The sequence below is a fragment of the Afipia sp. GW823-FHT06G09 genome (assembly GCF_058794875.1).
Genome location: NZ_JBXAHF010000006.1, coordinates 94192 through 120481 on the forward strand (window position 1 = coordinate 94192; position 26290 = coordinate 120481).

Annotated in this window: 29 protein-coding genes; 11 read left to right on the forward strand and 18 right to left on the reverse strand. The window is 64.6% G+C overall.

The window, feature by feature from the left end; genetic code table 11:
- From AC1Q67_RS23385 to AC1Q67_RS23395, 3 genes are read right to left on the reverse strand one after another with little or no spacing between them, the layout of a single operon-like run.
- A complete protein-coding gene (locus AC1Q67_RS23385) occupies nt 1–1089 on the reverse strand; it encodes a hypothetical protein (RefSeq protein ID WP_492237577.1) in 1089 nt (362 codons plus the stop codon).
- Entirely contained in the window at nt 1086–1523 is a 438-nt protein-coding gene (locus AC1Q67_RS23390) for a type II toxin-antitoxin system VapC family toxin (protein WP_492237578.1), read from the reverse strand. Before AC1Q67_RS23390 ends, AC1Q67_RS23385 begins: the two co-directional genes overlap by 4 nt.
- Nucleotides 1520–1798, reverse strand: coding sequence for a type II toxin-antitoxin system Phd/YefM family antitoxin (locus AC1Q67_RS23395; RefSeq protein WP_492237579.1), 279 nt, complete (start codon nt 1796–1798; stop codon nt 1520–1522). The genes AC1Q67_RS23390 and AC1Q67_RS23395 overlap by 4 nt, the downstream gene beginning before the upstream one ends.
- Before the next feature lie 122 nt (nt 1799–1920).
- On the opposite strand from AC1Q67_RS23395, the gene AC1Q67_RS23400 reads away from it, so the two are divergent.
- The 11 genes from AC1Q67_RS23400 to AC1Q67_RS23450 all read left to right on the forward strand — a co-directional run bounded on the left by AC1Q67_RS23400 (nt 1921) and on the right by AC1Q67_RS23450 (nt 11298).
- Nucleotides 1921–2220, forward strand: a complete 300-nt coding sequence (locus AC1Q67_RS23400) for a prevent-host-death protein (RefSeq protein WP_492237580.1) — start codon at nt 1921–1923, stop codon at nt 2218–2220.
- A 239-nt stretch (nt 2221–2459) separates the two neighbouring features.
- On the forward strand, nt 2460–3668 hold the full coding sequence (locus AC1Q67_RS23405) for an RHE_PE00001 family protein (RefSeq protein ID WP_492237581.1): 1209 nt from the start codon (nt 2460–2462) through the stop codon (nt 3666–3668).
- A 159-nt stretch (nt 3669–3827) separates the two neighbouring features.
- Entirely contained in the window at nt 3828–4898 is a 1071-nt protein-coding gene (locus tag AC1Q67_RS23410) for an AAA family ATPase (protein WP_492237582.1), read from the forward strand.
- 124 nt (nt 4899–5022) lie between these two features.
- Nucleotides 5023–7317, forward strand: coding sequence for a S8 family peptidase (locus AC1Q67_RS23415; protein WP_492237583.1), 2295 nt, complete (start codon nt 5023–5025; stop codon nt 7315–7317).
- Between the two features lie 144 nt (nt 7318–7461).
- Nucleotides 7462–7752: a type II toxin-antitoxin system TacA family antitoxin gene (locus tag AC1Q67_RS23420; RefSeq protein WP_492237584.1), complete on the forward strand. Its 291-nt coding sequence runs from the start codon at nt 7462–7464 to the stop codon at nt 7750–7752.
- A complete protein-coding gene (locus tag AC1Q67_RS23425; protein WP_492237585.1) occupies nt 7740–8255 on the forward strand; it encodes a GNAT family N-acetyltransferase in 516 nt (171 codons plus the stop codon). Before AC1Q67_RS23420 ends, AC1Q67_RS23425 begins: the two co-directional genes overlap by 13 nt.
- Nucleotides 8256–8507: 252 nt before the next feature.
- Nucleotides 8508–8909, forward strand: coding sequence for a hypothetical protein (locus AC1Q67_RS23430; protein WP_492237586.1), 402 nt, complete (start codon nt 8508–8510; stop codon nt 8907–8909).
- Between the two features lie 144 nt (nt 8910–9053).
- The gene (locus tag AC1Q67_RS23435; protein WP_492237587.1) at nt 9054–9395 is read left to right on the forward strand and encodes a type II toxin-antitoxin system PrlF family antitoxin; all 342 of its coding nucleotides are present in this window, start codon (nt 9054–9056) and stop codon (nt 9393–9395) included.
- The gene (locus AC1Q67_RS23440; protein ID WP_492237589.1) at nt 9392–9895 is read left to right on the forward strand and encodes a type II toxin-antitoxin system YhaV family toxin; all 504 of its coding nucleotides are present in this window, start codon (nt 9392–9394) and stop codon (nt 9893–9895) included. Before AC1Q67_RS23435 ends, AC1Q67_RS23440 begins: the two co-directional genes overlap by 4 nt.
- A gap of 62 nt (nt 9896–9957) precedes the next feature.
- Complete coding sequence (locus AC1Q67_RS23445) at nt 9958–11022, forward strand: linear amide C-N hydrolase (protein WP_492237591.1); 1065 nt, start codon at nt 9958–9960, stop codon at nt 11020–11022.
- Nucleotides 11023–11082: 60 nt separating this feature from the next.
- Nucleotides 11083–11298, forward strand: coding sequence for a hypothetical protein (locus AC1Q67_RS23450; protein ID WP_492237593.1), 216 nt, complete (start codon nt 11083–11085; stop codon nt 11296–11298).
- Here the strand turns inward: AC1Q67_RS23450 and AC1Q67_RS23455 are convergent, their stop codons facing one another.
- From AC1Q67_RS23455 to AC1Q67_RS23525, 15 genes are all read right to left on the reverse strand, one after another.
- Nucleotides 11299–11568: a DUF4326 domain-containing protein gene (locus tag AC1Q67_RS23455; protein WP_492237595.1), complete on the reverse strand. Its 270-nt coding sequence runs from the start codon at nt 11566–11568 to the stop codon at nt 11299–11301.
- A 65-nt stretch (nt 11569–11633) separates the two neighbouring features.
- The gene (locus AC1Q67_RS23460; RefSeq protein WP_492237597.1) at nt 11634–11987 is read right to left on the reverse strand and encodes a DUF736 domain-containing protein; all 354 of its coding nucleotides are present in this window, start codon (nt 11985–11987) and stop codon (nt 11634–11636) included.
- A gap of 627 nt (nt 11988–12614) precedes the next feature.
- The gene (locus AC1Q67_RS23465) at nt 12615–13541 is read right to left on the reverse strand and encodes an ArdC family protein (RefSeq protein WP_492237599.1); all 927 of its coding nucleotides are present in this window, start codon (nt 13539–13541) and stop codon (nt 12615–12617) included.
- Between the two features lie 287 nt (nt 13542–13828).
- Nucleotides 13829–14416: a hypothetical protein gene (locus tag AC1Q67_RS23470; protein ID WP_492237601.1), complete on the reverse strand. Its 588-nt coding sequence runs from the start codon at nt 14414–14416 to the stop codon at nt 13829–13831.
- A gap of 392 nt (nt 14417–14808) precedes the next feature.
- Nucleotides 14809–15135, reverse strand: coding sequence for a hypothetical protein (locus AC1Q67_RS23475; protein ID WP_015822464.1), 327 nt, complete (start codon nt 15133–15135; stop codon nt 14809–14811).
- On the reverse strand, nt 15132–15383 hold the full coding sequence (locus AC1Q67_RS23480; RefSeq protein ID WP_492237603.1) for a hypothetical protein: 252 nt from the start codon (nt 15381–15383) through the stop codon (nt 15132–15134). Before AC1Q67_RS23480 ends, AC1Q67_RS23475 begins: the two co-directional genes overlap by 4 nt.
- The gene (locus tag AC1Q67_RS23485; RefSeq protein ID WP_492237604.1) at nt 15380–15583 is read right to left on the reverse strand and encodes a hypothetical protein; all 204 of its coding nucleotides are present in this window, start codon (nt 15581–15583) and stop codon (nt 15380–15382) included. The genes AC1Q67_RS23480 and AC1Q67_RS23485 overlap by 4 nt, the downstream gene beginning before the upstream one ends.
- A gap of 3 nt (nt 15584–15586) precedes the next feature.
- Entirely contained in the window at nt 15587–16459 is an 873-nt protein-coding gene (locus AC1Q67_RS23490; RefSeq protein WP_492237606.1) for a DUF7007 domain-containing protein, read from the reverse strand.
- On the reverse strand, nt 16456–16929 hold the full coding sequence (locus AC1Q67_RS23495; RefSeq protein WP_492237608.1) for a UCP036055 family protein: 474 nt from the start codon (nt 16927–16929) through the stop codon (nt 16456–16458). The genes AC1Q67_RS23490 and AC1Q67_RS23495 overlap by 4 nt, the downstream gene beginning before the upstream one ends.
- Before the next feature lie 86 nt (nt 16930–17015).
- The gene (locus AC1Q67_RS23500) at nt 17016–18698 is read right to left on the reverse strand and encodes a ParB N-terminal domain-containing protein (protein ID WP_492237610.1); all 1683 of its coding nucleotides are present in this window, start codon (nt 18696–18698) and stop codon (nt 17016–17018) included.
- A gap of 250 nt (nt 18699–18948) precedes the next feature.
- Nucleotides 18949–24045: a helicase-like domain-containing protein gene (locus tag AC1Q67_RS23505; RefSeq protein WP_492237612.1), complete on the reverse strand. Its 5097-nt coding sequence runs from the start codon at nt 24043–24045 to the stop codon at nt 18949–18951.
- Between the two features lie 104 nt (nt 24046–24149).
- Nucleotides 24150–24344 (reverse strand): hypothetical protein, encoded by a 195-nt coding sequence (locus AC1Q67_RS23510; protein WP_492237614.1) that lies wholly within the window; start codon nt 24342–24344, stop codon nt 24150–24152.
- Nucleotides 24345–24360: 16 nt separating this feature from the next.
- Nucleotides 24361–24963 (reverse strand): DUF1419 domain-containing protein, encoded by a 603-nt coding sequence (locus tag AC1Q67_RS23515; protein ID WP_492237616.1) that lies wholly within the window; start codon nt 24961–24963, stop codon nt 24361–24363.
- Between the two features lie 292 nt (nt 24964–25255).
- A complete protein-coding gene (locus tag AC1Q67_RS23520) occupies nt 25256–25549 on the reverse strand; it encodes a DUF5983 family protein (protein ID WP_492237618.1) in 294 nt (97 codons plus the stop codon).
- 42 nt (nt 25550–25591) lie between these two features.
- Nucleotides 25592–26254, reverse strand: coding sequence for a DUF6915 family protein (locus AC1Q67_RS23525; protein WP_492237619.1), 663 nt, complete (start codon nt 26252–26254; stop codon nt 25592–25594).
- Between the last annotated feature and the right edge of the window lie 36 nt (nt 26255–26290).

A 26290-nucleotide genomic window follows, 5' to 3' on the forward strand; every position in this document is an offset into this window, starting at 1 on the left:
TCAGAAGCCGTAGGTTCGATCCGCCCAGCGCTGCAGGACGGCCGCATCGGCGTCGGGCAGGCGGACGCGCTGGTCCTTCAGGCCTTGCGCGATCGCGAGGCCGATATCAGGGTCGACCCAGTGGCCGTGGGTCATCAGGAAGAACCAGCCGAAGGGCAGGCCGACCTCGCGGTCCACGGCCTCGATCCGGTCCATCAGCAGATGGACCGACGCCTCCGGCGTCATCAGCAGCCGCTCCTTTGGCGGCTTCAGCGGCCGCGGGATAAAGCCGACCTCGCGGTCGCCCTTGTGGGTGTAGTCGCGGGCGTCGAGCGCCCAATGGGCGAAGACGCGCTGTGGCCTGGCGCTGGATTCCTCCCAGTCCTGAAAGAACCGCAGCTCGCGCGGGACAAAATCAAAATAGTCCGGGACCGCGTCGAGGAACGGCATCTCGCGCATTCCGCTTGGCCCGCTCTCGCGAATGACACGCCGCTCCAGCTCCGGCCGCTTGGCCTCCCGCTTTTCGCGCTCGATGCGGCCGCAGCGGTCGAGGAAGCTGCGGACATGGATTACCGCGCCGCCGGCGCGGCCGAGCAGGCGATAGACGGGGCCGGCAAGGCGATCTGAGTCGGGGAGCTGATCAGTCCGAGGCCAGCTCGGATCGAGCAATTCTTCTTTGCCCCAGGGTCGATAATCCGGGTTGACGATCGGGCCGGCGCGCCATTCGATCTCGCGGCCGAGCGCAATCTGGAGATAGTCGGCCGCGCCCGGCCCGGTTGGCGCCGACACGAAGGCGCTGGTGCCGCGCCATTCGGTGATTTGGAGATCGGTTTCTTTCAGGCGTCGCCAGACCGCCGTGATGTCACCGTTGTCTTTCGCAAGCTCGGCCGCCATCCATGGCCGCAATTCGCCGAGCCGCGTGCCGTCCGGCCGGAGGACCGACCTTGTGTCGCGCCAGTAATCGTCGTCGATCGGCGCGATCCCGAATGCAAAGCCCGGAAAGGCGGCGGCCAGCGCCGGGACGAGGTCGGCGTCGACCGAGGCCGGATCGAGCCCGGCCAGGACGCTTTCGAGCGAGGCGGCGTCCGGGAGGCGGGCAGGGGCGGTCATCCCGGCGCTCCTTCATCGGTCCAGGGGTTCAGCAGCGGCACGCCGAGCGCCGCAAAATCCTTGGTGTTACGGGTGGCGAGCACCAGCTCGCGGTCGAGCGCGGTGGCCGCGAAAAATCCGTCCATGACCGAAAGCGCAAAACCACTTTGGCGGGCCTGCGCCATCAGATCGCCCCAGCGTTCGGCGATCGCGGGGTCGATCGGCAGGATCCGCCCGGCGAAGCGCGCCGGCAGATCCTCCGCGAGCCAGGCGGAGAGCGCCTCCCGCCGGCGGCCATCGTCCATCAGGGCGATGCCGCGCCGAAGCTCGGCGATCGACGCCACGCTGATGAAGGCCCGGTCCTCGTCGATCGTATCGAGCCAGGCGAGCACCTTGGGGTCCGGCGCCGGCCGGCGAACCTCCGAGAGCACGTTGGTGTCGAGCAGGACATTCATAGATCGAGGTCGCGCGGCTGGTCGCGGACCCGATCGAGGTCGAGATCGGCGTCGCGCAGGGGCGAAGCCATCAGGAACTCGGCCAGTGTGCCCTTGCGGACGGTTTTGCGCGCCCATTCCTCGGCCGAGACGATGACGACGCTCGGCTTGCCATGGCGGGTGATGATCTGCGGGTCGCTCTGGGCGCGCTCGATCACTTCGGAGAGACGCGCCTTGGCGCCAGCGACCGTCCAGTGATCCGATTCGTGAGCAGGGGTTTTTCCGGGGGTTGTCACGACTTGCTCCTGTGACCATAATGACTACTGTGACTATAACGGGATTCGCGGCGATTTTCAACGGGCGTCGTGCGGTCAGGGCGGCTTTGCGCTAGTATTCGGGGGCGAACGGAGGGAGCGTCATGGGCGGTCACGCGAAACAAAACCAGCCGCGGCCGGCGCCGGCCGACGAAGCCAGTGCTACCGGGCGCGATCGTCGGGCCGTTCGGACCGTCGATCTGACCGAGGAGGACATTGCCGCGATCGAGGCCTCGGAGATGACGCCCGGCCTTGAGCACCTCGATGCCGAGCTTGAGCCGGAGCCGGCCTCCCTGGTCGAGCAGGGCGTGCGCTTCGGCCGAGAACTCGGACAGCGCGGCCGGAAGACTGAGGGTCGGCCGGCCGACAAAGCCTTTCGCGACAGCCTGTTCGACGATTCCTGATCGCGATCGCGCCCACAGGCAAATAGCCAGCGCCGAAAGCGACCGGGAGGGTAGGGGACAGTCTCTTCCGGAAGAAGGGAGGGCGCTGGCACGGGATGCCTTCTCTCGTCGGCAGGCCCGGCGGGGGATGATTTTCCGGGCTGAGGGCGCTCAGAATCGCTGATTTGCGTTCGGACGTCCAACACTATCGATAAGGGGGGGTTATCGATAGTGAGATCATCGCGGAGAAAGGCATCGCTATGACGGAAGCTATGTCCGTGATAGCTTCCGTTTGCCCGATTCCTGTTAAGGTTATCAAAGCCTTGCCTTCCGACTACCAGATCCCCGATCCGTTGCCTTGGGCGGCTCTCGCCGGGCCGCTCGCGGCCGCCGAGGATTCTTTGGCGCGGCTCGACGAGCGCCTCGCCAAAAGCCCGATCCGCGACGGCTGGGCCGCGCGGACTCACTTCACCGACGCCTGCGCAAGTCTGTGGCTGGAAGGCGAGCTCGTCCACCTCGACGATCTCGTTCTCCACGACGCCGGCATGGATGTCCGCGCCCCGACCCATGAGTTGACCCGGGCGCACGCCGTGCTGCGCACCCGACGGCGGATCGCCGAAGCCAAGCCGGACTGGGCGCTGTCAGCGGCCGGGCTCGCCGGGCTGCGGGGCAGGGGAGGGCGCGGCCACCAGGAAAAAGAGACTTGCGACCGGAATGAGGAAGAGGGCGAGTCTTCCGATATGGACGACGGGGGCGAGGCCGACGCCGCCGAGGCGTTTCGTGTGCCCCCAGCCGACGACCGGTTGGCCGACGTGTTCGCAGCGGTCGACGCGGCGATCGCTCAGACCGACCGCACGCTCGCGGGCGAGATCGCCAGCAGCCGCCCGCCCGAGCGCGACCCGCTGGTCTACGACCTCGATTGGGACGAAGACGAACGCCTCGATGCCTGGTGCGACGTTGTCGATCGGACCCGCAACCTGCCGCCGGCGCTGGCGGCGGCAATCGCCGCCGACGCGTGGAGCACACTCGAACCGCTGCAGCACACCCCATGGCTCGGCCGGCTGCTCGCAGCCAGCGTGTTGCGCCAGCGCGGCAAAACGCGTTGGCATCTGTCTTGTCTCCATGACGGGCTCAAAGCGATCCCGCGCGAGCGGCGGCGGCCGCGCGATAGCGCCGGACGCCTCGCCGTCGAGCTTCAGGCGACCACCGCCGCGGCCGAGGCCGGGCTCAAGGACCATGATCGCTGGCTGACCGCCCGCACCCTGCTGGCCCGCAAGCTCGCCGGCCGCCGCTCCACCTCCCGGCTGCCGGCCCTGCTCGACTACGTGCTGACGAGGCCGATCGTCTCGGCCGGCATGATTGCGGAGGAGCTGCGGATTACACCGCGGGCCGCGCAGGACCTAGTCGCTGAACTCGCGCTCAGGGAGGCGACCGGCCGGGGGAGATATCGGGCGTGGGGTGTTCTTTGAAGCGCGAGTCTTCGGACGATGCTTGCTGGCGGGAACTCCGCCTTGATCTCAGGTTTTCTGTGATGTGGATCGGCCGCGTCATCATTTCGGGTGTCAAGCGGCTGCCCAAAATGTTAACCAACCTTGCCGTATTGTTTTGCGATTTCCGGATGTAGCGCGGTGGCCCGAAGCGATCTCCTTCTCTCCATTGTCCGCGCTGGCGCGACCGGCGATCGCAACGCATTGCGCTCGTCTGTGGAAGCCATTGTCGCAGAGGAACGTGGCAAAAATCATCATATCTTGGCGGACCGCCTGCAGCGCGCGTTGAACACGGTGACTATCAGCCCGCCGGCCACCCAGCCGTCGGCCGCTCAGTCCGGCAAAGATACCATCCTCGAGAGCACGCCCCGCCGCCGCGTCGAGGAGCTGATTCTGCCGCTGCCCGTCAACGAGCAGGTCAAGCAACTTGTCGAAGAGCAGCATCGGGCCGATCTCTTGCGCGCCAATGGCATGCAGCCGAGACACCGCGTGTTGCTTTCGGGGCCGCCGGGCAATGGTAAGACCTCGGTGGCGGAGGCGATCGCCGAGGCTCTCGCGGTGCAATTCTTCACGGTGCGCTACGATGCGCTCGTCGGCTCCTATCTCGGCGAGACCAATACCCGCCTCGCGCGCTTGTTTGACTACGCCCGCACAGTTCCGTGCGTCCTTTTCTTCGATGAGTTCGACTCGATCGGCAAAGAGCGCGGCGACGTGCACGAGACCGGCGAGATCAAGCGCGTTGTATCCTTCCTGTTGATGCAGATCGATCAGCTGCCGAGCTATGTGGTCACCGTCGCCGCGACGAACCACGCCGAGCTCTTGGATCGCGCCGTGTGGCGCCGGTTCCAGCTCCGTCTTGCGCTGCCGCAGCCCTCACACGATGCGCTTTCGGTGTTTCTCGACCGCCAGTTCGACTCGTGGCCCGAACCAGCCGGGATCGAAGCCGGCAAACTTGCCGCCAATCTGGGGCACATCAGTTTTGCGGAAGCCCTTGAATTCTGTCAGAGCGTCCGGCGCCAGCACATTCTCTCCCTCGGCAACCGCACGCTGAGAGACATTTTGAACGAACAACTTAATTTCTGGACCGCCAGAGTCGCGCCGGAAGCAATCGATGCCCCACGATCCGGAGAAACCTCTCCTCCGCCTGAACGAGCCAAGAGACACGGGACGGCGCCGGTCAGGCGGCGGAGGAAGCCAGTCCCGCACGTTTGATCGAGCCGCGCAGGGACGCGCGCACGGTCCGGTTTTTCAGCGCCTGCAAACGATTCTGAATCGGCCGGATGCCGCGCTGCAGCTGCGTGCCGATGCAAACTCTTTGGCCCCCGAGCGCCTTCTCGTGTTTGAGGTCACGGGCTCGGTTCAAAATTTCTTCAACGCCGTCTCGAGAATTCCTGGACTGGAATTCGCCGGCGAGGAGGAATTGGCCCCTGACGAGCTTGACGACAATCCGGAATTCTATCTCCTCGTCCCACAGTTGGACGCGCTCAGACAGATCGTTTCGCTATGGGATGGGTGGCAGCGGACCGGCACGGTGCCGCGAAATTTCACGCCATGGCGGGACCTGTTCGGCCAGTTGAAGAGCGTTCGACCTTGGGGGCCCGCGGACCGCGTTTCGCCGCCCAACCGTGAATATTTCCGCCATAGCGTCGATGGCGCGCCCGACAATGAATTGACTCGGATCGAAATCGAGCTAGTTTTCCGGGCGAGCGCCGACGCGGCGCAAGCCTCCGAATCCGTGGTCGCCGATCATATCAGGCAGAATGGCGGCGCTGTCATCGATCGGTCCCGTCGTCCGGAATTCGCTTATCATGCCATGCTGGCGGATGTTCCTGCCGGTGAAATCCGCCGCATCGCCAACCTCGACCCCGCCTCGCTGGCCGGCGCCGATCCGGTGGCTTCGATCGTACCGCAGAGTGTGGGGACACCAATCGAGGCTGCTGATCGAACACTCCTCAATGAGACGCGGCCCGATGCCCGGATAGACGATCCGATTGCGGCGATCTTCGATGCCGTTCCGGTTCAGGCGCATCCCCTGCTGGCGGGTCGACTGGCCATCGACGATCCGGCTAACCTCGAGGCGAGAGCGGTCGGGCCTCGTATCCATGGGACCGCGATGGCGTCGATTGCGCTTCATGGCGATCTAAATGATCCGCCAACTCCGATCAGCCGCCGCGTCTATTTCCGTCCGGTGATGTACGCCCCCGCCTTGGGCGATGAAATCTTCGACAACGAGAAACTGGTCGTCGACGTCATCGTCGAATCGGTGATGCGGATGCGGGCCAATGGCGGTCCCAACGTCATCGTCGTCAATCTCTCGCTGGGCGACCGGACGAAGCCATTTGCGGGCAAGGTTTCAACCTGGGCGCGGGCCTTGGATTATCTGTCCTTCACTTACGGAATCCTGTTCCTCGTGAGCGCCGGCAACGTCAACGATGGCGTTTCGATGCAGGAGTTTCCCAATGCGGCTGCGTTCGAAGCCGCCTCCATAGAGGACCGATCACAGGCAGCGTTCCGAGGCATCGACGCGATGAAGGCTGACCGACGGCTGCTGGCTCCTGCGGATAGCCTCAACGCGCTCACGGTTGGATCCTGGCACCGCGATTCGTCGACCGAAGTCTTTCGCGGCACGAGTCCGTTCAGCCCCTATGACGGCGAGGAAATGCCGAACCTGTCCTCGCGCCTCGGACCTGGCCTGCGCCGCAGCGCGAAGCCGGAAGCGCTGTTCGCCGGCGGCCGACAACGAGCGCGTCTTGATCCGGTCGCCGCGCCGCCGATTCTCTTGAGCCACCCACTTCCAAGCCGTTTTTGGGGCTTGAAGGTCGCGGCGCCGCCGGACAATGGCGGGATGGGCTTGCACTTCACGATCGGCACGAGCGCCGCAACCGCGCTTGCCACGCATTCGGCGCATCGCATCTTCGATGCGCTGGAGGAGGCCTATCCGGGCGTGATCGCACAAATGCCTCTGGCTGAGCGGGCGTGCTTACTGAAAGCTCTCCTTGTGCATGCAGCATCTTGGCGCGGCTCAGAAACATTCATCAGGTCGGTTATCGACCCTGACGAAGAAATGCATCACGAGCACTGGCGTCGAGAGGTTTGTCGGCATCTCGGCTACGGTTTCGTCGATCCCGACGACGCGATCGCTTGCGCGGCCGACCGTGCGACGATGTGGGCGACCGGCACGATCGGGCCGGAAGGATCAACGACTTTCGACGTGCCGATCCCCGCCGTTTTTGCAGCTAACGCGGATCTGCGCGAGGTGAGAGCGACGCTCGCCTGGCTTGCGCCGACGCGGCCGGGATATCTTGCCTACCGAGCGGTCAAGCTGCGGATTCCGTCACTGCAAGCGGATGCGTTGGAGACGGCCGGCGTTGGGACGCTGACGGCGCAGCCGACTAACAGCCAGTCGGAAAGTGGCACCATCCTCCATCGGCGCTGGCGCGACAGTCGTATCGGCAGTGGCGGCGGGACAATTCCGGTCCAGGTCCAGCGGGAGCGGGATCAGGGCACGCCGATCGATGATCCAATACCCTTTGGCTTAGCGGTGACGGTCGAAATGCCCGGCGCGGTTCAAGTCTACGATCAGATCCTGCCAAGCATTCTGGTGCAGCCGCGGACACGAGTTCGCGCCTGATAACAAGGCGGCCGCCGATCTTGAGCTGGGATGTCAGGGTGGCGGGAAGGCGCGGAGGTATTGTGAGCGGCGCCACGATCGCGCAAAATGCCTCCGGCTTTACATTGTCTTTACACTACCTCATATTTGGCTCATGGAGGCAGCATGGCTCAGACACGCAAAAAGGACACCAAATCCCGTTCGCTGATCAATCTGCGGGTCTCCCCGGAGGACCGCAGATTGATTGACCGCGCCGCAACCGCGACCGGCAAGAACAGGTCGGAATTCATGCTCAACGCCGCTCGATTCGCGGCCGAGGAGGCGCTGCTCGACAAGGTGCTGTTTCGTGTCGATGCCAAGACCTATGATGGATTGATCGCTTATCTCGACGAGCCACCGTCCGCCGACGCCGGGCTTCGCACGCTGATGCGGACCACGCCGCCGTGGCAGGGTTGACGGCGACTGCGCCGCTCGCCGCCCCCGAGGCCCTGCGCGACGATCACGACACCGACGGCTTTGACAGCGGCGAGCCGACACTCGACATCTGGCTCGCGCGTCGCGCCAAGGCGAACCAGATCAGCGGCGCCTCACGCACCTACGTGGTCTGCCGCGAACGAAAGGTCGCCGGCTATTACGCGCTCGCCAGCGGCGGGATTGATCTTGATGCCGCGCCGGGCCGCTTGCGACGCAATATGCCGGACCCCCTTCCCGTCGTGGTGTTGGGCCGTCTCGCCATCGCACGCGCCGAGCAGGGGCAGCGTCTTTGCCACGCGCTGCTTCGCGATGCCTCATTGAGGGTGCTGCAAGCGGCTGAGCGCGTCGGCGTTGCGTTGCTCGTGGTGCATGCGCTCTCGGATCGCGCAAAGCAATTCTATCTCGATTGCGGCTTCAAGGAATCACCCCTTGATCCCATGACGCTGATGACCAGGGTCAAGGACCTGAGCGATGCGCTCGAATAGTGCTGGGCTTCGCCGGCTCACTGCAGAACGCTCCTCCAATACCCCAGCGGCCGCGTCGCCCGCACATCGTTGTTGTCCGTTATGTCGCGGGGGCGGGCGTCCGTTCCTTGAGTTGCCCTGGAACTGCATGGCGATTGCCAGCCATCCGCGGTCATCGGCGAAGGCCGATACATCGGCCAGCTTGCGTGACCAAAATTCAGCTATCCCAATTTGGCCGGCCCTGTGGCATTTTCGGCCTGATCAGAGGACACAATGCCGAACCCGATTCCACTAGACCCCAAGCTGCCGAAGGGCTTCGACGCGACCCCGAACGACGCGCGAAGCAAGGCGCAGCTCGATGCCTGGTGGGACCGTCCCTACGGCATCACCTTGCCGGATGGCCGCATTGAGGTCCGGTGCCTGAATGGCGGGGCGTGGGACCGTTCGACGCACCTCGGCGTAGCGGACGACTACGATGCAGCCTGCGCGTTGGCCGAGGCGAAGCAGACGCAATGGCTGAGGTTTCGTGAGCGCCCCTGCGTTTCTTTCGACGCCGATCAGGTCATGGTGATCCGGCAGCCACAACGGCCGGACGAAGCGCTGCAGCAGCTGGCGACCTTCCCGACCGCTGAGGCGGCAACCGACTATCTGCGCACGAATTTCCCTCAATCGTAGCCGCCACAAAGCTGCTCGCGGCCAGGCCCGCGCGATCACCGCGCCACCGCAAGGGGAAACGTCGTGCGCGTGCGGGGCCGATAAGTCTTGACGCACAATGCAAATGCATTACATCATGCCTTGCTCAGAGTATGGAGGCTGACCATGGCCAAGACCGCTGAAATCCTCGAAATCCCCGCGACCATCACGGAGCGCGGCCAGACGACCGTGCCCGCCGCCATCCGCAAGATGCTGGCCCTCGGCAAGCGCGACCAGGTGGTGTTTCGCGGGCTCGCGGACGGCACCGTCGAGATCGCGAAGAAGCAATCGCGCGCCGACGACGGCGATCCGGTGATCGGCACGTTCCTCGCGTTCCTGGCCCGCGACATGGCGAACGAGCCGGCCCGGATTCGGCCGGTGCCGAAGTCGCTGGTGGCGCGCGGCAAGGATCTCGTCAAGGGCGTCAAGGTCGATCTCAACGCAGCTTTGCCGGACGATGATGCGTGAGTGACGATACGTTCGAGGTCAACGGTTGGATGATCTACGCGCATCCGCTGTTTCTCGACCAGCTCGAGGCGATGATCGCGGCGGTCGAAAGGGCGCGCAAGAAAGATCCCAAGGGGTACAAAAAGAAGCGCGCTGCAAAGCTCCTCGCGGCCGTCTTGAAGGTGGCGTTCGAGGATATCCCAAGTGACCCGACCCGCGACATCTATCGCCAGGGCGGCACGCTCGGCGACGATTACAAACACTGGTTCCGCGCGAAATTTCTCCAGCAGTTCCGGTTGTTCTTTCGCTACCTGCAGTCCGCGAGCGTGAAAGTCATCGTGCTCACCTGGGTCAACGATGACGCGACGCTGCGCGCCTATGAGAGCGCCAGCGACGCCTATGCCGTGTTTCGGAAGATGCTGGACCGCGGAAATCCGCCAAATACCTGGAAAGAACTCTTGGGGTCGGCGTCGAGTGATGAAGCCAAACGACGTTTGTTGCGCTCAACGCGCGGGAAATGAGGTTGAGTACCCCGGCATGCGGGATAGTATCCCAGGCGCTTTTGATGAAAGGAGCAGCAGTGATGTCAAAAAAGCGCTCGTTCACCTCAAATTGCGCGGCCATCATCGTATCCGCAAATATGCTGGTCTCCTCGGCGGCTGACGCCTGCACGCGCTTTGTCTATCACGGCGCCGATGATGAAGTGATCACGGCACGCTCGATGGACTGGAGAGTCGATGTCGGCACCAATCTCTGGGTGTTCCCGCGCGGCATGAAGCGGTCCGGCGAGGCGGGGCCAAACTCGATCCAATGGACGTCGAAATACGGCAGCGTCATCGCCTCGGGCTATGACATCTCGACCACGGATGGCATGAACGAGGCGGGTCTAGTCGCCAACGTGCTGTGGCTGGTCGAATCCTCCTACCCGAAATATGACGGCAAGACGCCGGGCCTGTCGCTCGCAGCCTGGGCGCAATACGTGCTCGACAATTTCGCCACCGTGCAAGAGGCGGTCGACGCGTTGGCAAAAGAACCCTTTACGATCGTCACCGCCAATGTGCCGGGCCAGGACAGGCTCGCCACCCTGCATCTCTCGCTCTCGGATGCTTCGGGCGACAGCGCGATCGTCGAATATATCGACGGCAAGCAGGTCATCCATCACAGCCGCGACTATCAAGTGATGACCAATTCACCGACCTTCGAAAAGCAGCTCGCGCTGAACGAATATTGGAAGCAGATCGGCGGCACCGTCATGCTGCCCGGCACGAACCGTGCTTCCGACCGCTTTGCTCGCGCCGCTTTCTATGTGAACGCGATCCCGAAGACCGAGAGTCCGGTGGAGGCCATCGCCAGCACCTTCAGCGTGATCCGGAATGTCTCCGTTCCCTACGGTATCACCACGCCCGACGAGCCTAACATCTCCTCGACACGCTGGCGCACGGTCTCCGACCAGAAGCGCAAGCTCTACTTTTTCGAATCGGCGCTGACGCCGAACATCTTCTGGGTCGATCTGACGAAGCTGGACCTGTCGGAAAAGACCGGGAAGGTGCTGAAGCTCGATCTCGGTCCCGATCAGACGCACATCTATTCCGGCATGGCCAACGACCAGTTCAAGGACACTCAACCCTTCAAGTTCCTTGGCCTCTGAGTCCCGGGCGCTGGCGATCGATATGAACCGACGCGTGAGCGTCCGTCTCCGATCGATCATGTGATCTGGCAAAGGAGACGCTGTGATACGCTGACGATTCAGCTTTCCGCGACGCCGAAGGGCAACGGCTACCAGGCGACCGTGACATTCCCCGACGGGGTCTCGATCAGTTCGGAGGAAGCCTATCCGACGATCGCGGAAGCAATCACCGCTGCGGCGATCAAGCTGCTCGACATGCCGGAGCGTTTGGCGACACTCGACCGAACAGGCGCGTGATCAGCGCCTGTTGGCGAGTTCGGTCAAGACGTCGCCGTGGCACGCGAGCGGTGCGCACCAGCAAATGAGATCGCGGCCACGCAGCTCATCGAGCGCATTCATGAGCGCGGGTTGAGCGACGATCCACGCGCGATATTTCGCGATGACCTCAGCGCGCGAGCCGTCGCGTCCGATGACGAACGGGTTGCCCCATTTGCTCGGGCGGCCGATGTAGAGCTGTGTCGCGCTCGAGCGCTTGCTGACTTTTCGTGCGTTCAAGACCTTGCACATGATCGTTCTCCTTTCCGCTCACGAAGAAGGCCCCGCCGCGCGGCGGGGCCTTCTTGTGCGAAGTCTCAGTCGCGGTTCGGACGAGACCAGATGAGCGCGAGACCTTCCTCGCCTTCGACCTCGACCAGCGTCGCGTAGATCGGAGCCGGGAAGCTCGGGTCGTCCAGCTTGACCGAGTGGTACTCACGGCCCGTATCCTGGGACTTCTTCTTCCACACGGCGCCGAACTCAATGTTGGCGCCAGCGAGAATTCGGAAGTCCGGGGACTTGTCCGAGGTCCGCTCGGCCGGGACGATCTTCGCCTTGACGGTGCCGAGAGCGAGGGTCTTGACGGTGCCCACGAAGCCGTTGCCGTTCACGGTGAAGTTGCCAATGGTAGCCATGTTCGTATCCTCTTTCGTTTCTCGGGCCGCGACCATCGCGACCTCGATGGCTGTCGTTGACCGGAGGCGATCGGGCTGCACCCGAAGGGCCGCAACGCAGTGGAGGGCGGCCAGGGCGAGGCTTTCTTGTCTCGCGAGGAATGGGCGCGAAGCGGCCAGGGGAAGAAAGCTGAGAACGGCCGTTGCGGTCTTGAGAGCGAGACGGAGCGCAGCGAAGACGGCCTTCGGTTAGACATGCCAAATCGAGGACGCATTGGGCGCGTCAGGCCGAACGATGGGGATACGACTGAGCGACAGGCACGCCGCACCGCATGGCGACGGTCCCGGGCACGATGAAAGAGAACCGCACATGCACCGCTGAAGGCTTCTCCGGCCCAGCAATCACAAGAGAGCCCGGACGGCAGGGCGGGAAGCGCCCAGAATCGGCCACGGCGGGAAGACCGCCGGCCCAGGGACAGCCCGACAACTCGGACAGCCTGGCGACACGTACCGGATGATCTCGCCGGCACGGTTCGGTCAGGTGGCGGGAAGGACCCCATCTCCGGTCGGCGGAACACGCATGACAATGCACGCAAGAAGGCCCCGCCGCGTGGCGGGGCCTTCTTGATCTCGACAAAAGTGAACGATCAAGCACATGCGTCGAACGCGCGGAGCGCTAGCGCTTCATGCTGCTTCGCCGATCTCGGCCGGCTTCGGTTGAAGATCGTGCAGGTAGACGACAGCGCGCTGCGCGAGCGCGGCCGCGCTGAAGATGAAGCGCTTGTCGTTGGACAGGACATCCAACCACGATGCAAGGTAGCTCGCGTGATCGGCGCGCGGCTCGAGTTCGGGCACGATGCCGAGATCGGCGCTAAGGAAACATGCGCCAAGCTCCGCGACCAGTTCCTCGCGTGCGCGCTCGCTGCGGTCTTTCGCGTAGCGGCTGAGATCGCGATTGGCGCGATGCGCCGGCGCCGTCCAGTGGACGCATTCATGGGCGAGCGTGGCGGCAAAGCTCTCCGCATCACGGAAGCTTTCAAACAGCGGCATCTGAATGAGGTCGAGCGACGGCGCGAAGAACGCCTTGTCGCCGCCATGCCGGATGGTCGCACCGGTATTGGCGAAGAACGCGTCCACATGCGCGATGCGTTGCGCCGGCGCGATGCTCGGAGCGGGTTGCCCATAATAGTGATCCGGCAGATTGTCGATCTGATCGACACAGAACACCGTGTAGGCGCGCAAGAATGGAATGGCGCGTTCGACTTCGTCGCCATGCTCGTCCGTCTCGGTCTTGGTGATCTTGTTGGCATAGACCACCAGCGTTCCGCTCTCGCCTTTGCGAACGTGACCGCCGAGTTCGAGCGATTGCTTGAACGTCATCCAGATCGGCGACGAGAAACCGCGCGCGACGGCTTCCGACCACAGCAGCACGACGTTGATGCCCTGATAGGGCATGCCGTTATGGCGCAGCGGCCGCGTGATGCGACCGGCCGTGTTGGCCGCGCTCCACGGCTTGATCCAGGGCCGCACGCCGCGTTCGAGATCGGCGACAATTCGATCGGTGATGCGCGTGTAGACGTCGGTGCGCGGGTTTTGTTCGTTCCGGCTCATTTCCAGGACCTCCGTTTTGGAGGCCGCGCCTGTCGCGGCCCCTCACGGGGGCCGTCGCGGCGGCGCCAGGCGCACGCGCACCCGATAGGGCCGCAGCGCAGCGGAGGACGGCGAAGCCGTTGCGCGTGCGCCGTATCCGCCGCAGGACCTCGGACCGTGAGGGGCCGCGACAGGCGCGATGCGTAACTCTCTTCCTGATTTCGCCAGCGACACGAAAAAGGGCCGGTCGCAAGACCGGCCCTGGACGTTTCAATGTGAGAAGGCGGGGCCGAAGCCCGCCCTGACGGCTAGTCGAAAGCCGTCATCTGGGCTGCGGCGGCCTTCTTGGAGACGGTTTCGCCGGCGTGTTCGACCTGGCGTTCGAAGGGCTTCCAGGTCTCGCCGACGACGTGCTTGTAGGCGGCGACAACGCCTTCGGCGGCCATGCTCAAGGCGTGAGCCTGGAGAGCCATGTCGGCCGCGAACTCGCGCTTGCGTTGCGCGGCACTCTCGAAACCAACGGGGCCGTCGAGATCTTCGTCACGGCTTTCGTTGGCGAGCTTGGCAGTCGCATCGCGCGCTTCGGTGACGGCCCGGGAGTAGAATTGGCCGGCGCCATGGGCGGATCCCACGTAGGAGCCGACGATGCGTTGCAGATGAATCTGCATGGCGCGCTCACTCAAGCCGTCCTTCAGGGCATCGGCGGTTTCGACGATGAGCCGTTCGTGCAGGTCGCGGATGCCGTCGCTGTCGAGGATCGCGAGGCCGAAGCTCTCGGAGATGCGGAGCGCCTGGGCGGAGTCGGGGCAGGCCAGGCGGACCATTTCGAGGGTCGTGCCGCGGCGAAGTGGGATGACGCGGGCAGGGGCGCGAGGGGAACGGGCGGTCTTGGTCATGATGAGATCCTTTCTCGGTTTCGCCTTGGGAAGCGATCGGGCCCTTTGGCCGTCGCTCCCTCGGGTGCGGTCGACCAGAACCGGCTTCAGCGGGCCGCTTCAGGGGGCGGTGGCCGCCAAGGCGAGCATGGGCGGGTTGCGGACGAGCGGGCCTTCAGGCCTGCGAAGGACGCAGCTCCCCATGACGAGACGGCGGCCGCCGATCGCTTGCGACTTGCCCTTGAAGCGGACCGCGGCCGGTTCAGACCGCAGCACAAACCGAGGGGGTGACGGCCAAGGGACAAACCTGCTGCCGAGACCGTGAGAGGTCGTGCCAGACCGACGTCCTCTCGGCCGGCACATGGATTCCTCGCACGCGGTTCGCACTCCGACTGGTGCGGCCCTCTATCTCCTCATCGCCACGCTGCGGAAACGAGCTGGCATGAACGAAACTCGGCGATCGCTTTCTCCTGCCGATCGAGCTTGCGCGTGAGAGCGTCGATCTCGCCGCGACGGGCCAAAGTGAGCTTCGCGACATGCTCCTGAAACAGCCGCTCATCGGCGTTTGTCCAGGTCGATGCGCCACGGCCGTGGCGCCGGCGTTTCGCCCGATCGGTGATCGTCAGACGTTCGGCGCGTGCTGCGATCTGACGCTCGATGATGCCGAGATGGCGCTGCGTCTCGGCTTGCGCGACTTCCATGCGCGGCGGCAGCATGCGCTGTTCGGACGGTTCGGTCATCGCACCGTCCCCGTGGGCCATAGCGGGAAGGCCGACTCGTCCGGCATGTAGTCATCCGGAAGAGTGACTGCCGCGATGGACGATGCGATGTCGTCGCCGGCGATCGCCCAGTCGACAAGCGCCGAGTTGCCGCCGGCATGCTTGCGCATATCCGGCGTCAGGATGCCATTGAGCGCATCGGCGATGGCGCTCTCGGGGCGATGATGGGCCTGCACGAGGAGATTCACGGCGACAAGGTAGGCCTTCATGACTGAATCTCCTTTCTATCGGCGTCTGCCGGATAGGGTTGCGGCGCATGGATGGAGAGATGCACGGCGCGCTTCCAGGCTTCGGACCCAGTAAAATGCCGTCTAAGGCGGGGATGCCAGACGACGAGGATAGGTGTCGGGCCGTCCTCGTCAGCGGCCGTGCGCCAGCCGAAGGCTTTTGCGATGAGGCGCCAGGGCATGGGTCACCTCCATCCGACAAAGTTGGAACGACCGCCGTAGAGTCGGTGGCGCGCCTCATTGATCACGAAGCCAAATCGGCCGACGTGATATTCGTCGGACGGCACGAGATAGCGCCGCTGTTCGGCCGCGCGGCGATCGCCGCCGAGCGTGGCGACGCATTCCGTCATGCCGCGATGGTGATCGGAGCGGATTGCCGAGATCACGATCCAGTCGGAGACGTGATCTCGCTCGAACGCCTGGCGATCCTTCTCGTGAGATTCGCCTGGCAAGAGCGGGCGGCCATGAATCGCCTCCCACGCGTTGGGATACCAGTCGCGGATGGTTTGATCGGCGCAACGCCGTTCGTACTCCGTGAACAATTCTGGAAGCGCTTGCGCGACGGCCGCCCACGCGCAGTCCTCTTCGTACCAGCCGCCACGTGCGCGAAGGGCCGGGTGGACCTTTGCATTATGCCCGGCATCGAGATGAAAGCCGCCGTGCCCGGCGGTCGAGTGGGAGATGACGCCGTCTGCATAGACGGTCGCGCATTGCGAGGCGCCCCAGGGTGTATGCGCGCCGGACCGGGTTTCGCGGCGCCCGAGGGCGGCGCGCTGGCGCTGGTGTTCGGCATTCTCATGGACGCGGGCGCGGAAGGCGGCTTCGTCCGCGAGCTCGCCGCCATGACCGTAGAAATCGCCGCGTGACCATTCTTCCATCGGCCGCGACAGCCGCCAGGCCGAGGCGAGATAATACCGGTCGTTTCTGGCCGGCATCATCGCGAAGGCGTTGTCGCGGACCTTGGCGACGAGAAGACCGTCATGGGTTCGGGTGAACAAAACCCCCGCCGCGGCGGGGGTGGGATTGTTGGCCTGGTCGGAGGGTTGAGGTGCGGTCATGCTGCCCTCCCTTCGTCAGAGTCTGCCGCCGTATCGTCATCGATGACCTCGTCGAGCACGGCATCGGAATAGCGATGCGAGGCGAGCCAGGCTTGCGCTGCGGGGCGATCGGCTGCGAGGTGGAGAAGCTCGGCGCGCCCACCAGTGCGATCGAGAACCCGCACCATCCCGGGCGTCGGCCGCTCTACGATGGTGAATGCCAATGGCGAACCCACGGAAAAGGTCTTGAAGATCTTGAGCACCACGACGCCGGCGCTGCCGAAGTCGCCCTGATGCAGCGTGAAACTCGCCGGTGCCGTGTGGTTGCCGATTGTGTGGGACTCGCCTTTGCGGACGAGACGTCCGACATTGTTGTTGTTCTCCCAGGCCGCAAGTTTGTTCTTGAATCGCTGCGGCGGCCGCGGCGTGCCGTCCGAATAGCGGATGAGCGCGCCGATCGGCGCTTGGTCATAGATCGATTGCGCGGACATGATGTCCTCCTGTCAGTGATGGAGAAGCAGAACCGCCGCCAGCTCGGGGCTGGCGGCGGAGATCGTTCGAAAGGGTAGGGCCGCCGCTATTCCGCAGCTTCGGCGAAGCCAGCGGGCGTGTCGTCGTCCGCCCCCGTGTCCTCGGCCTGGGCGTCAGACTCGTCCGACGGTCCATCGCGTTCATCGTCCGGATCGGTGTCGCCGGAGAATCGCTCCACCCACGCCGTGACGTTCTCGAGCGACGGGGCGAACAGCGCGCTCGGATGAACGAACTGGCCATCGGCGAAGCGCTTCACGAGCTCGGCCCTCGTGTCCTTGACCCGAGGGCGGGGCAGGATAGAGGTGCCCGCGCAGGCGCCTTCGAGCGCGGAACGCGAGAGGCAGGACAGAAATTCCTCCGTACCCATGTTCGGCAGGAAGGCGTCCGCGCCGATCGCTTCGCCGGCGATGCGCGCGACGACGCCGCTGTCCGAGCGGTTCTCACGGCACGAAAGGACATCGCTCAGGACGGACCGGGCGACCTGCTGCAGAGTCTCCCGGTCGAAGTCGAGCTTGCCCTCTTGCGAGATGAGCCGAACGACGTGCCGCTCGACCCGTGCATGGCCGTAGGGATTGTCCGATGCACCCGAGGCGATGCTGACGTTCTGACCGGCGAAGGCCAGAACGAGCAGGGCAAGAAGAGTGTCCTCCTCGATCGGCGCACGGCCGAGCGCTTCGTGCAGCGCATCGGTGCGGATGTCGCCGATCATCTCGTGCCCCTTGCGCGTCACGTCCGGCCTTGGCTTCGCCACCGCGGCTGCGTCGTCGCCTCCGGCCAGGGCGCCCTTGGTCTTCTTGTCCGGCTTCGGGACCCGATAGGCGACCGTCTCGACCTTGCCGGCACGATCGAGATACATGCCGACGTGGTCGGATTTGCCAGGCTTGCCATAGACGCGCTCAGCCTTCGCCGGCAGTTTTGGCTGGCCCCATTCGTTGACCTCGATGATGGCGCCACGCTTCGGCAGATGACTGGCCATCCATTCGTGCTGGGCGCCGAGAAAGGCGTCGACGTCGGTCGTGTAGCGGCTGTCCTCGTTAGCCGGCGCGAACAGATCCTCCTGCCAGACGATGCCGTAGGCCTTGGCGAGATCATCGTCGAAGCTCGCGTCACGCGCATACATGCGGGTGCGTGTCAGGGCGCGCGCCACTTCGCTCCAGGAAACGGTCGGCTGACCCTTCTTCGGCTTATGCTTCTTCCAGACCTCGCCCTGTTCCTCGTCGGTCGCGGCCGCGATGACGCGGAGCTGCTGCTCGCTCGGCATGTCGCCCCGAGCCATTTGGTCGAGCATCGCCGGCAGGACGTTCGCGAGGAGTCGCAGCTTGCGGACCTGACGCACGGACTGGGCGAGCGCGATGGCGATCGATTCCTCGGTCCAGCCAAGCCCGACCAGCCGCTCGATCGAACGCCACAGGTCGACCGGGTTCATGCCCTCGCGCGCCACGTTCTCGACGAGGGCGCGGAGCGCATCCTTGTCCGTCTCGGGATCGGCGACGAGCACTTCGATCTCGGCGAGATCCGCGGCGATCGCCTGGGAGACGCGACGATGGCCATACTGGATGTAAAAGCCGTTGCCGCCATCCTGCTGCGGCGAGATGATCGGCGGCTGCACGATGCCAACGGCCTTGATCGTCGCCAGCAGGAGTGCGTCGGCCTGCGGCGCCGCAGCCGTACGTCGCGTCGGATCCGGATTGGGCTTAAGCGCACGCGGATCGACTGTCATCAGTCTCATGGTATTTCTCCATTTCGGGGTTGCGGACCGCGTTTTCCTCACGGTCCCTCTCGTCTTCTTTCCGAAGACCCCTTCCGGCCCGCAGGGCGGGCGGGGCGGCGCAACTGCCGGCGAGCATCCCTGCCCGGCAGGCGGGAGCGGGGTGCTTCAGCGCCCTGCGAGCGCGCCGTGGCCGGGATCGCGAGGCGGTCGGTTGAGCGTCAGCGGCGCTGATCTGGCCGCTCTGCGAGGAGGATTTCTTTTCGCCTCCTCATGCCGCCAGGCTGTCCACCGGCTTTTTCGGATCGGGATCGCTGACGGCAAGCTCAGCCTCGATCGCGGCGAGCGCGTCATGCTTGAGATCGAGTTCGGCCTCGAAGGCAAAGGCCTCTCCCACGCGGGCGCCGTAGGTGGTGAGGCGCCGGCGCGCGTCTGTCAGGCGATTCCGATAAGCCTCCTGCTCGCCCTCGAAGTTGGAGAGCGCATGTTCAAGGCGGGCGACGGCGCCGAGCGGCGTGACGGTCATGCCGAGTTCGATCTCGAAGCTGGCGCCTGTGCGCGCCAGCATGGTCGTGTAGATGTAGCCCTCACGTCCGACACGACGCCCATCGAACTCGAGATCGAATCCGCCGATCGAGGCGATGACGACCGCCTTCTCGTGCTGGAGCTGCACGAGAGTCAGAATCTCCTGCATGAGAGCGCGACCGGCGAGCTTGCGCTCCGTGAAAGGCGTTCCCTTCACACTCATTGCGAAGGCCTCGCCGGTCGTCGGCTTCAACCGCGCGATATCGTGTCCGATCTCGTAGATACGCCGCGTGGCGCGGTCGATCTCACGCTCGGCGTCGCGAAGCTGTCGACGGATGGCGTGTTGATCATCGATATGGGCGGCGCGCAGCCTTTCGAGGCGCGCGATCTCGGCTTCAAGTCCCGCCTTCTGCATCAGGCGCGGATCGCCTGATGCGATGGCTTTCGCCATGGCGAACTGGTTCGCTTGACCCTCGCCAAGGTCCTCGAGGCGGCGCACGCTGGTATCGCCCGACAATGCGGCGGCGATGAACCGCGCCTTCCGCTCATTGTTTTGCCACATGGTGGCATCGAGCGACCCGAGCGTCGCATAGGCGAAGATATCGACTTCGTCGTGCTGGTTGCCCTGCCGGACGATCCGGCCCTCGCGCTGTTCGATCTGCGAGGGAAGCCACGGCACATCGAGATGATGCAAGGCCTTCAGCCGAAGCTGCACGTTGACACCGGTACCCATCGTTTCGGACGAGCCCAGGAGAATGCGCACCTTGCCGGCGTTGAAGTCGTTGAACAGGCGCTGCTTGGCCTCCGACTTTTTGTGGTCCTGCATGTAGGCGATCTCGGACGCTGGCACACCGAGCCGCACGAGCTCGTTGCGGATCCAGCGGTAGGCCGAGAAGCCGCGTGAGGCCTCGACCGCGATCGTGCCAAGATCGGAGAAGATGAGCTGGCCGGCGCCGGGCCTCTCGAAGGCCTGGCCGTCCTTGCGGCGATAGGTGTGGTCACCTGTCTCCGTCCAGACGCGGAAGGCGTTGGCGATGAGGGCGTTGAGCTTATTGCCCTCCTCATTATCCTGCACCGAATCGACCAGGCGCAGGTCGATCGCCGCGTGTCGACCGTCGGTGATGACGGAGAGCAGGATGTCGTCGCCGGGCTCAGGCGCGCGGTCGCGCTCCTCGATCGCGGTGATGCGCTGGGCGAGCAGGGCCTGATAGGCCTTGAAGGCCGGCGTCGACTCTGCCGTGATGATCTGGCGCGTGCCGCCAGAGATGACAGGCACCTTCACATAGTCGCGCAGGTCCTTCGGCAGCACCACGTCCGCAAACGAGCGGAACATGGCGATCAACTCCGGAACGTTGACGAATTGCGAGAACCGCGTGACCGGCCGGTATTTGCCCGAGGGCTGAAGCTCAAGCTCGGTCGAGGTGTCGCCGAAGGTGGAGGCCCACGCGTCGAACTCGTGCAGGCCACGCTGGCGGAGCGCCGCATGGTCCATCAGCCGCTGCACCGTGAACATCTCGCCGAGAGTGTTCGTGATGGGCGTGCCGGAAGCGAGCACCAAGGCGCGGCCGGGATTCTTTACGTCGATGAAGCGGGACTTCACATAGAGGTCCCAGGCGCGCTGCGAGCCGTTCGGATCGACGCCGCGCAAGGACGTCATGTTGGTGGCGAAGGAGAGCTTGCGGAACTCCTGGGCCTCGTCGACGATGATCTGATCGACGCCGATTTCGGAGATGGTGAGGAGGTCGTCCTTGCGCGAGGCCAGCGCCTCCAGCCGCTCCTTGTGCCCTTCCTTCATGCGCTCGACGCGCTTGCGCGAAAGCCGGTCCTGCGAGTCGATGCGGGTCAGCAACTCCTCATAGGCCTCCAGTTCGTTCTGCAGCATCGCCTGCTCGAACGCTGACGGGACCGGAATGAACTTGAAGGCCGAATGGGTGATGATGATCGCATCCCAATTCGCCGTCGCCGCGCGCGACAGGAAACGATGCCGCTTCTCCTTCATGAAATTCGTCTCGTCGGCGACGAGGATGCGCGCGTTCGGATAGAGGGCCAGGAACTCGCGCGCGGCCTGCGCGAGGCAATGGCCGGGCACGACCAGCATCGCCTTGTTGATCAGGCCGAGCCGTCGCTGCTCCATGATCGCAGCCGCGATCGAGAGCGTCTTGCCGGCGCCAACGGCGTGGGCGACATAGGTGCTACCCGAAGCGATGATGCGCCAGATGGCCCGCTTCTGGTGGCTATAAAGAGAAAAGGCGCCAGAGGCGCCCGGCAGCTTGAGGTGCGATCCGTCGAAATGACGGGGCACGATGTTGTTGAAGGTGTCGTTGTAAAGCCGCGCGAGGCGATCGGTGCGATCGGGATCGGACCAGATCCAGGTCTGGAAAGCGGTCTTGATCTTGGCGAGCTTGTCCTTGGCGGCCTCGGTCTCGACCGTGTTGAGGATGCGCCGCTCGCTGTCGCCGTCTTTGACGATGTCGAAGATCTGCGGGATCGACGAGTTCAGAGCGTCCGAAAGGAGTTCGCCGGCATGACGGCGATGGGTGCCCCATTCGGTGGTGCCGGCCGCCGTCCACGACAATTGCCGGGCATTGACCGTCCAGCAGGCGAGTTCGGCCGTGTGGTGGATAGTGATGTCGGCGTCCATCGTCTCCTTGACGAAGCCGATGATATCGGCGACCGGAATCCAGGGCGCGCCGAGGCGGGCGGTGATGTCGGAGGGCCGCAGATCCGGCGGTTGGACCTGCTCAAGCGCCGCGACGTTTCGGGCGAACGCCGGATCGAGATCGGCGGCCGTGCGGGCTGCCGTGAGCTTGGAGCGCACCGCACCCGAAAGATAAGCGTCCGCCGTCTGCCATGCGCCGCTTTCCGGATCGTGGAAAACCGCATCGCCGAGCTCGGCGAGCACGGTCTCGACATCACGATGCAGAAGCTCCGCGACGTGCTCCGGGTCGGCGGCGCCGCGTTCGTTGAGGACGACGGCGAGCGCGTCGATCGCAGAGGCGATGACCGGCGCCGGCGGCGGCGCGATCACGCGCTCGGTGAAGATCGGCCCAGGCTTGGCGGTGTTCGTTTCGAGGTCATATTCCTCGATCGAGGCGACCAGCCAGCAATCGGGATCGTCCGTGAAGGGCGCAAGGTTCGGTCGGCGGTGCGTCTCGCGCGCTTCGCCGGTTTCCTCGTCCTCAACCGACGACACCACGGTGGTGTTGATCGGCCCGAAGTCGCGGACGAAACTCGACCAGGCGATGCGAAGCCGGACCTGCGGCTGTTTCCACGGCTGATCGGTCTCCTGGCATTTGAGGATTTCGCGTACCGCATCGCGGATCGGGATCAGCTTGCGGATAATACGCGCATGCTTCTCGAAGATGCCGTCGGCCGCACGGCCTCTCCTGGTCGTGATGGTAACAGGCGCACCATCGATGATCTGCATCAGGGCGCCGTTCGTTCCGATGAAATAGCTGCCCTCGCGAACCGAGAATTCGCGCTGCTCGTCCCCGCCGCGAGCTGCCGGCTCGGCGTCATCGGGACCGACGGCTGCCGGGTTGCCGTCGTAGATGGACTCCGGGAGATGGAGGATTGCGGCGGTGAGAGCCTGCTCCAGATCGGCGCCTGCGCGCGGCTGGCAGGTGTAGGTTTCGTCGGGCCCATAGACGCCGCGCCGCAGAGCATGCTCGCCGAGCACCATTTCTGGATGCTCGGCGAAACAGCGGTTGATCCGGATTGCCCCTTCGTCCTCGGTCGCAGATCGGACTTCGGCGAGGTCGAGCCAGCCGTCGCCGTCCGCGGATTCGCCGTCGCGGCGCTTACGGAAGAACAGAATATCGACGACGACGTCGGTGCCGGCTTCGGCCCGGAAGCTGCCTTCCGGCAGCCGGATCGCGCCGACGAGATCAGCCATCGCCGCGACGTGCTCGCGTGCGGTCGCATCGGTCTTGTCCAACGTACCGGAGGAGGTGACGAAAGCTGCGAGCCCGCCAGGCTTCAGGGATCGGAGCGCTTTTGCGATGAAATAATCATGCAGCCGCAAGCCAAGACCGCGATAGGCGCGGTCGCTGCGAACAGTGCGATCGGAGAAGGGCGGATTGCCGATCGCGAGATCGAAATGCGGCGTCAGCTCGATCCGTGCGAAATCGGCGTTGAGGATGGTTGCGCGCGGCTGCAGGAGCTTCACGATCCGCGCGGTCACCGGATCGAGCTCGATGCCGGTGACGTGACAGAGGTCGCGGAGCGCCGGGGGCATCAACGCCGGAAACAGACCGCTGCCGATGCCGGGTTCGAGCACGCGGCCACCGCGAAAACCGAGCTGCTCGACACCGGCCCACACCGCCCGGACGATATAGTCCGGCGTGAAATGGGCATATTGCGTGCAGCGGGCGAGCGACGCATAAGATGCGGCATCGACGAGACCTTCGAGCTCTTCGCCGATCTGCTCCCAGCCTTTGCGGAACGTGTCGTCGCCGGGACGCCGAAAAATCCCGTTGGCAAGCTCTGAAGCGCCGAAGCCTGTGAAGCGCATCAGACGCGTCTGCTCTTCGGCCGTCGCCGGGCGTCCCTCGGCTTCGATCTCGGCCGCAAGCCGGATGGCGGCGAGATTGTCCCTGGCGCGGTCGCGCCAGGTCTTGGCCAGCCCGCGCGAGGCGGCGAGAGAGAAATTCTGGCCGCGGGTCGGAGCCGACTTCGCGGAGGAGGGGGCGACCGCAACAGGAAGGGACGTGAGCGACGCGCGAGGGCAATCGTGATCGTCGGCGTCGATCGTGGAGGGGAAGGCTGTCACGCCCAGGCCAAGGCCGGACGAGAGGGACGTATCTCCGAAGAGATCGAGTGTGAAAGGGTCGTTGTGCGCCATGGGGCGGGCTCCGAGAGTTGAGCGTGCGTCATCGCCCCCGCCGAAAGCGTTCGGCGGGTTACGAGACGCGCGATGATGGAAGGGGGAGAGACGCTGAGCGGGGCTCAGAGCCGGAAGATGAGGACGAGATCCTGGTGCCGTTGATGGCAGCCGAGCATGTCGCGGTAGAAGCGCTTGCGGGCTTCTCTCATCGCCGGATCGCGGCGATGCTTTCTGGCGATGCGGGTGTTCGCAGCCCGCACGACGTCACGCCATGACGCGAAGACGTGGACGCGAAGTCGGTCATAGGCGCCCTGCATGGGACTGCTCCCCCGATCAGGCCGCGAGTGGCGGAAGGTGGCGGAGTTGCACGGGCAGCTTGGCGGCGATCTCGTCGTCGGAGAGATCGTCGAGCGGCTTCAGCACCGTGCCGGCGCCGCCGCAGTAGACCAGCACCGTGCGTTTGCCCTGCAGAGCGGCGGGCCAGCCGGGGCCGGCATAGCCACGATAATCATCGTGGGTGCTCGACCAAATGTGTTCGAGGCGCTCTTCCCGCGTCATGGCGCGGATCGGTCGGGACTCGCGCTCGACGATCGCCTGCTTCATGCGTTCCGGCGCGCCGCGATCGGAAAGATTGCAATAGCCGTGGAAGAAGCGCTTGTGGCCGTCAATGCAGAGCGAGAAGAAAACGCTCGTGACATTGCCGGTCAAGAATTCGCGCATCGCGAACATGTCGGCGCGCATCCACAGCGGCGGCAGGATCTCGAGCATGTAGCCATGCTCGCGCTCGGCGATCTCGAACCACTCGCCGGCGAAGAGATGCTGGGCATCGCTTTTGGTCATCGCCGGATCGCCACGATGGCGGTTAAACATGCGATACATCTCGGGACGCGTGGCGACGCCCTCGAAGACTTTGCGGATGGTGGGTGAGGTGTGCATCGGCGGCTCCTTTCAGCCTGGCCGGGCTGAAGCGCGAGCGATCCGCCTGATCTCCTCATCACTTCAGTCCTTCGTCACACCTCTCTGGCGGCCGCCTCTCCGGTCCGGCGGGTCAAGGGCCGCGGCACGCGGGCGAAGCTTCACCCTTGACGCGCCGGCCGGGCATGCGGCAGCGGGTTTTCATTCCTTTCATTTTCTTCTTTTTTGCTCTTTCTCGGTTTTTGGTCTCCGATCCACGCGAGCGAATCCGCCGCACTTCGTGGCATCCTTTGAAACGGTGAACCGAACCGCATCACCAATCGTGGCTCGGCAAGTCTTCGATAAGATCGCCATCACAATCGAAGAGGATGTAGTCGAAGCCGTGCTTGCGTCCCCATGTCATGACGCCGAACAGGTCGTCAGGGATCGGGTCTGGTCCCGCATGGCTGTTCTCGTCATGGGCATAGACAAACCATCCGTATTCGCCGTAGGGCCCGCCGAGACACGGCCATTGATTGGCCGGCGTCCTGTCGAGGCAGCGCGCCGTCTGCTCGGTGACGTGGGCGGTCGAGACGACAACGAAATTCCGAACATCGGGATTGCTCATGATTTTTCTCCTTTGGTTCTTGCGGGTTCTTGATGATGGATTTCAGTCGAGGCCGAGCTTCCGTGGCGAGGTCGCCTGGAGCATCCAGCGGGCGCCCCTGATCCGGCGCAGCGCGTCGACGGCCGCGGGAACGCGACCCAGCACGGTCTGGACGTGGCGTTCCGCCACCACGCGCGTCGGCACGCGCCGTTCGCTGCCGATGTCGAGGGCGGGTCCGAAGCGGGTTTCCGCCTCGAAGATCCCGAAGCTATGATGGCGAAACAGCAGGTGCTCCGCGCCGTCGCACCAGTTCTGCGTCGCCAGGAACCAGTCGTGCAGAGCGCGATAAGGCCCGGGTTCGCCGCCAAAACGCCGCGCGCTGGCCGCCGCAAGCTCGGTGGAGTCGGGGACTTCTTCCGGAAGCCAATCCGGCGCATCAAGGTCGATCAGCCAATCGCGCGCCTGCGGGATCAGGCCGCAATCCTCGTCGAGATGCTGAAGCCCGACCTGACGAAGGTCGACTTTGGCGCCGTCGTTGTTCTGGATCGCGGGCCCGAAGGCGGCGAGGGCTTCCTTGATCCCCTCGAGATGATGCCGTAGCGCGCGGTGCGTAAAGCGGCACTGGATCGATTTCGTCGCATCGAACCAGGCATGGCAGGGGTAGTAATCCTGCCATTGTCCGCCAAAGCGACGTGCGGACGAGCGTGCGTGATCGTAGGGATGCATGATTGCCTCCTTGAGGTGATGAACGAGGAAGGGAGA

Coding starts and splice junctions, on each gene's coding strand:
- AC1Q67_RS23485 (WP_492237604.1), bottom strand. CDS start 15,583: ATGCCCTGGCGCCTCATCGCAAAAGCCTTCGGCTGGCGCACGGCCGCT.
- AC1Q67_RS23465 (WP_492237599.1), bottom strand. CDS start 13,541: ATGAGCCGGAACGAACAAAACCCGCGCACCGACGTCTACACGCGCATC.
- AC1Q67_RS23390 (WP_492237578.1), bottom strand. CDS start 1,523: ATGAATGTCCTGCTCGACACCAACGTGCTCTCGGAGGTTCGCCGGCCG.
- AC1Q67_RS23480 (WP_492237603.1), bottom strand. CDS start 15,383: ATGAAGGCCTACCTTGTCGCCGTGAATCTCCTCGTGCAGGCCCATCAT.
- AC1Q67_RS23455 (WP_492237595.1), bottom strand. CDS start 11,568: ATGTGCAAGGTCTTGAACGCACGAAAAGTCAGCAAGCGCTCGAGCGCG.
- AC1Q67_RS23435 (WP_492237587.1), top strand. CDS start 9,054: ATGGCCAAGACCGCTGAAATCCTCGAAATCCCCGCGACCATCACGGAG.
- AC1Q67_RS23385 (WP_492237577.1), bottom strand. CDS start 1,089: ATGACCGCCCCTGCCCGCCTCCCGGACGCCGCCTCGCTCGAAAGCGTC.
- AC1Q67_RS23400 (WP_492237580.1), top strand. CDS start 1,921: ATGGGCGGTCACGCGAAACAAAACCAGCCGCGGCCGGCGCCGGCCGAC.
- AC1Q67_RS23460 (WP_492237597.1), bottom strand. CDS start 11,987: ATGGTCGCGGCCCGAGAAACGAAAGAGGATACGAACATGGCTACCATT.
- AC1Q67_RS23420 (WP_492237584.1), top strand. CDS start 7,462: ATGGCTCAGACACGCAAAAAGGACACCAAATCCCGTTCGCTGATCAAT.
- AC1Q67_RS23430 (WP_492237586.1), top strand. CDS start 8,508: ATGCCGAACCCGATTCCACTAGACCCCAAGCTGCCGAAGGGCTTCGAC.
- AC1Q67_RS23510 (WP_492237614.1), bottom strand. CDS start 24,344: ATGCAGGGCGCCTATGACCGACTTCGCGTCCACGTCTTCGCGTCATGG.
- AC1Q67_RS23470 (WP_492237601.1), bottom strand. CDS start 14,416: ATGACCAAGACCGCCCGTTCCCCTCGCGCCCCTGCCCGCGTCATCCCA.
- AC1Q67_RS23515 (WP_492237616.1), bottom strand. CDS start 24,963: ATGCACACCTCACCCACCATCCGCAAAGTCTTCGAGGGCGTCGCCACG.
- AC1Q67_RS23500 (WP_492237610.1), bottom strand. CDS start 18,698: ATGAGACTGATGACAGTCGATCCGCGTGCGCTTAAGCCCAATCCGGAT.
- AC1Q67_RS23475 (WP_015822464.1), bottom strand. CDS start 15,135: ATGACCGAACCGTCCGAACAGCGCATGCTGCCGCCGCGCATGGAAGTC.
- AC1Q67_RS23490 (WP_492237606.1), bottom strand. CDS start 16,459: ATGACCGCACCTCAACCCTCCGACCAGGCCAACAATCCCACCCCCGCC.
- AC1Q67_RS23495 (WP_492237608.1), bottom strand. CDS start 16,929: ATGTCCGCGCAATCGATCTATGACCAAGCGCCGATCGGCGCGCTCATC.
- AC1Q67_RS23445 (WP_492237591.1), top strand. CDS start 9,958: ATGTCAAAAAAGCGCTCGTTCACCTCAAATTGCGCGGCCATCATCGTA.
- AC1Q67_RS23525 (WP_492237619.1), bottom strand. CDS start 26,254: ATGCATCCCTACGATCACGCACGCTCGTCCGCACGTCGCTTTGGCGGA.
- AC1Q67_RS23505 (WP_492237612.1), bottom strand. CDS start 24,045: ATGGCGCACAACGACCCTTTCACACTCGATCTCTTCGGAGATACGTCC.
- AC1Q67_RS23520 (WP_492237618.1), bottom strand. CDS start 25,549: ATGAGCAATCCCGATGTTCGGAATTTCGTTGTCGTCTCGACCGCCCAC.
- AC1Q67_RS23405 (WP_492237581.1), top strand. CDS start 2,460: ATGACGGAAGCTATGTCCGTGATAGCTTCCGTTTGCCCGATTCCTGTT.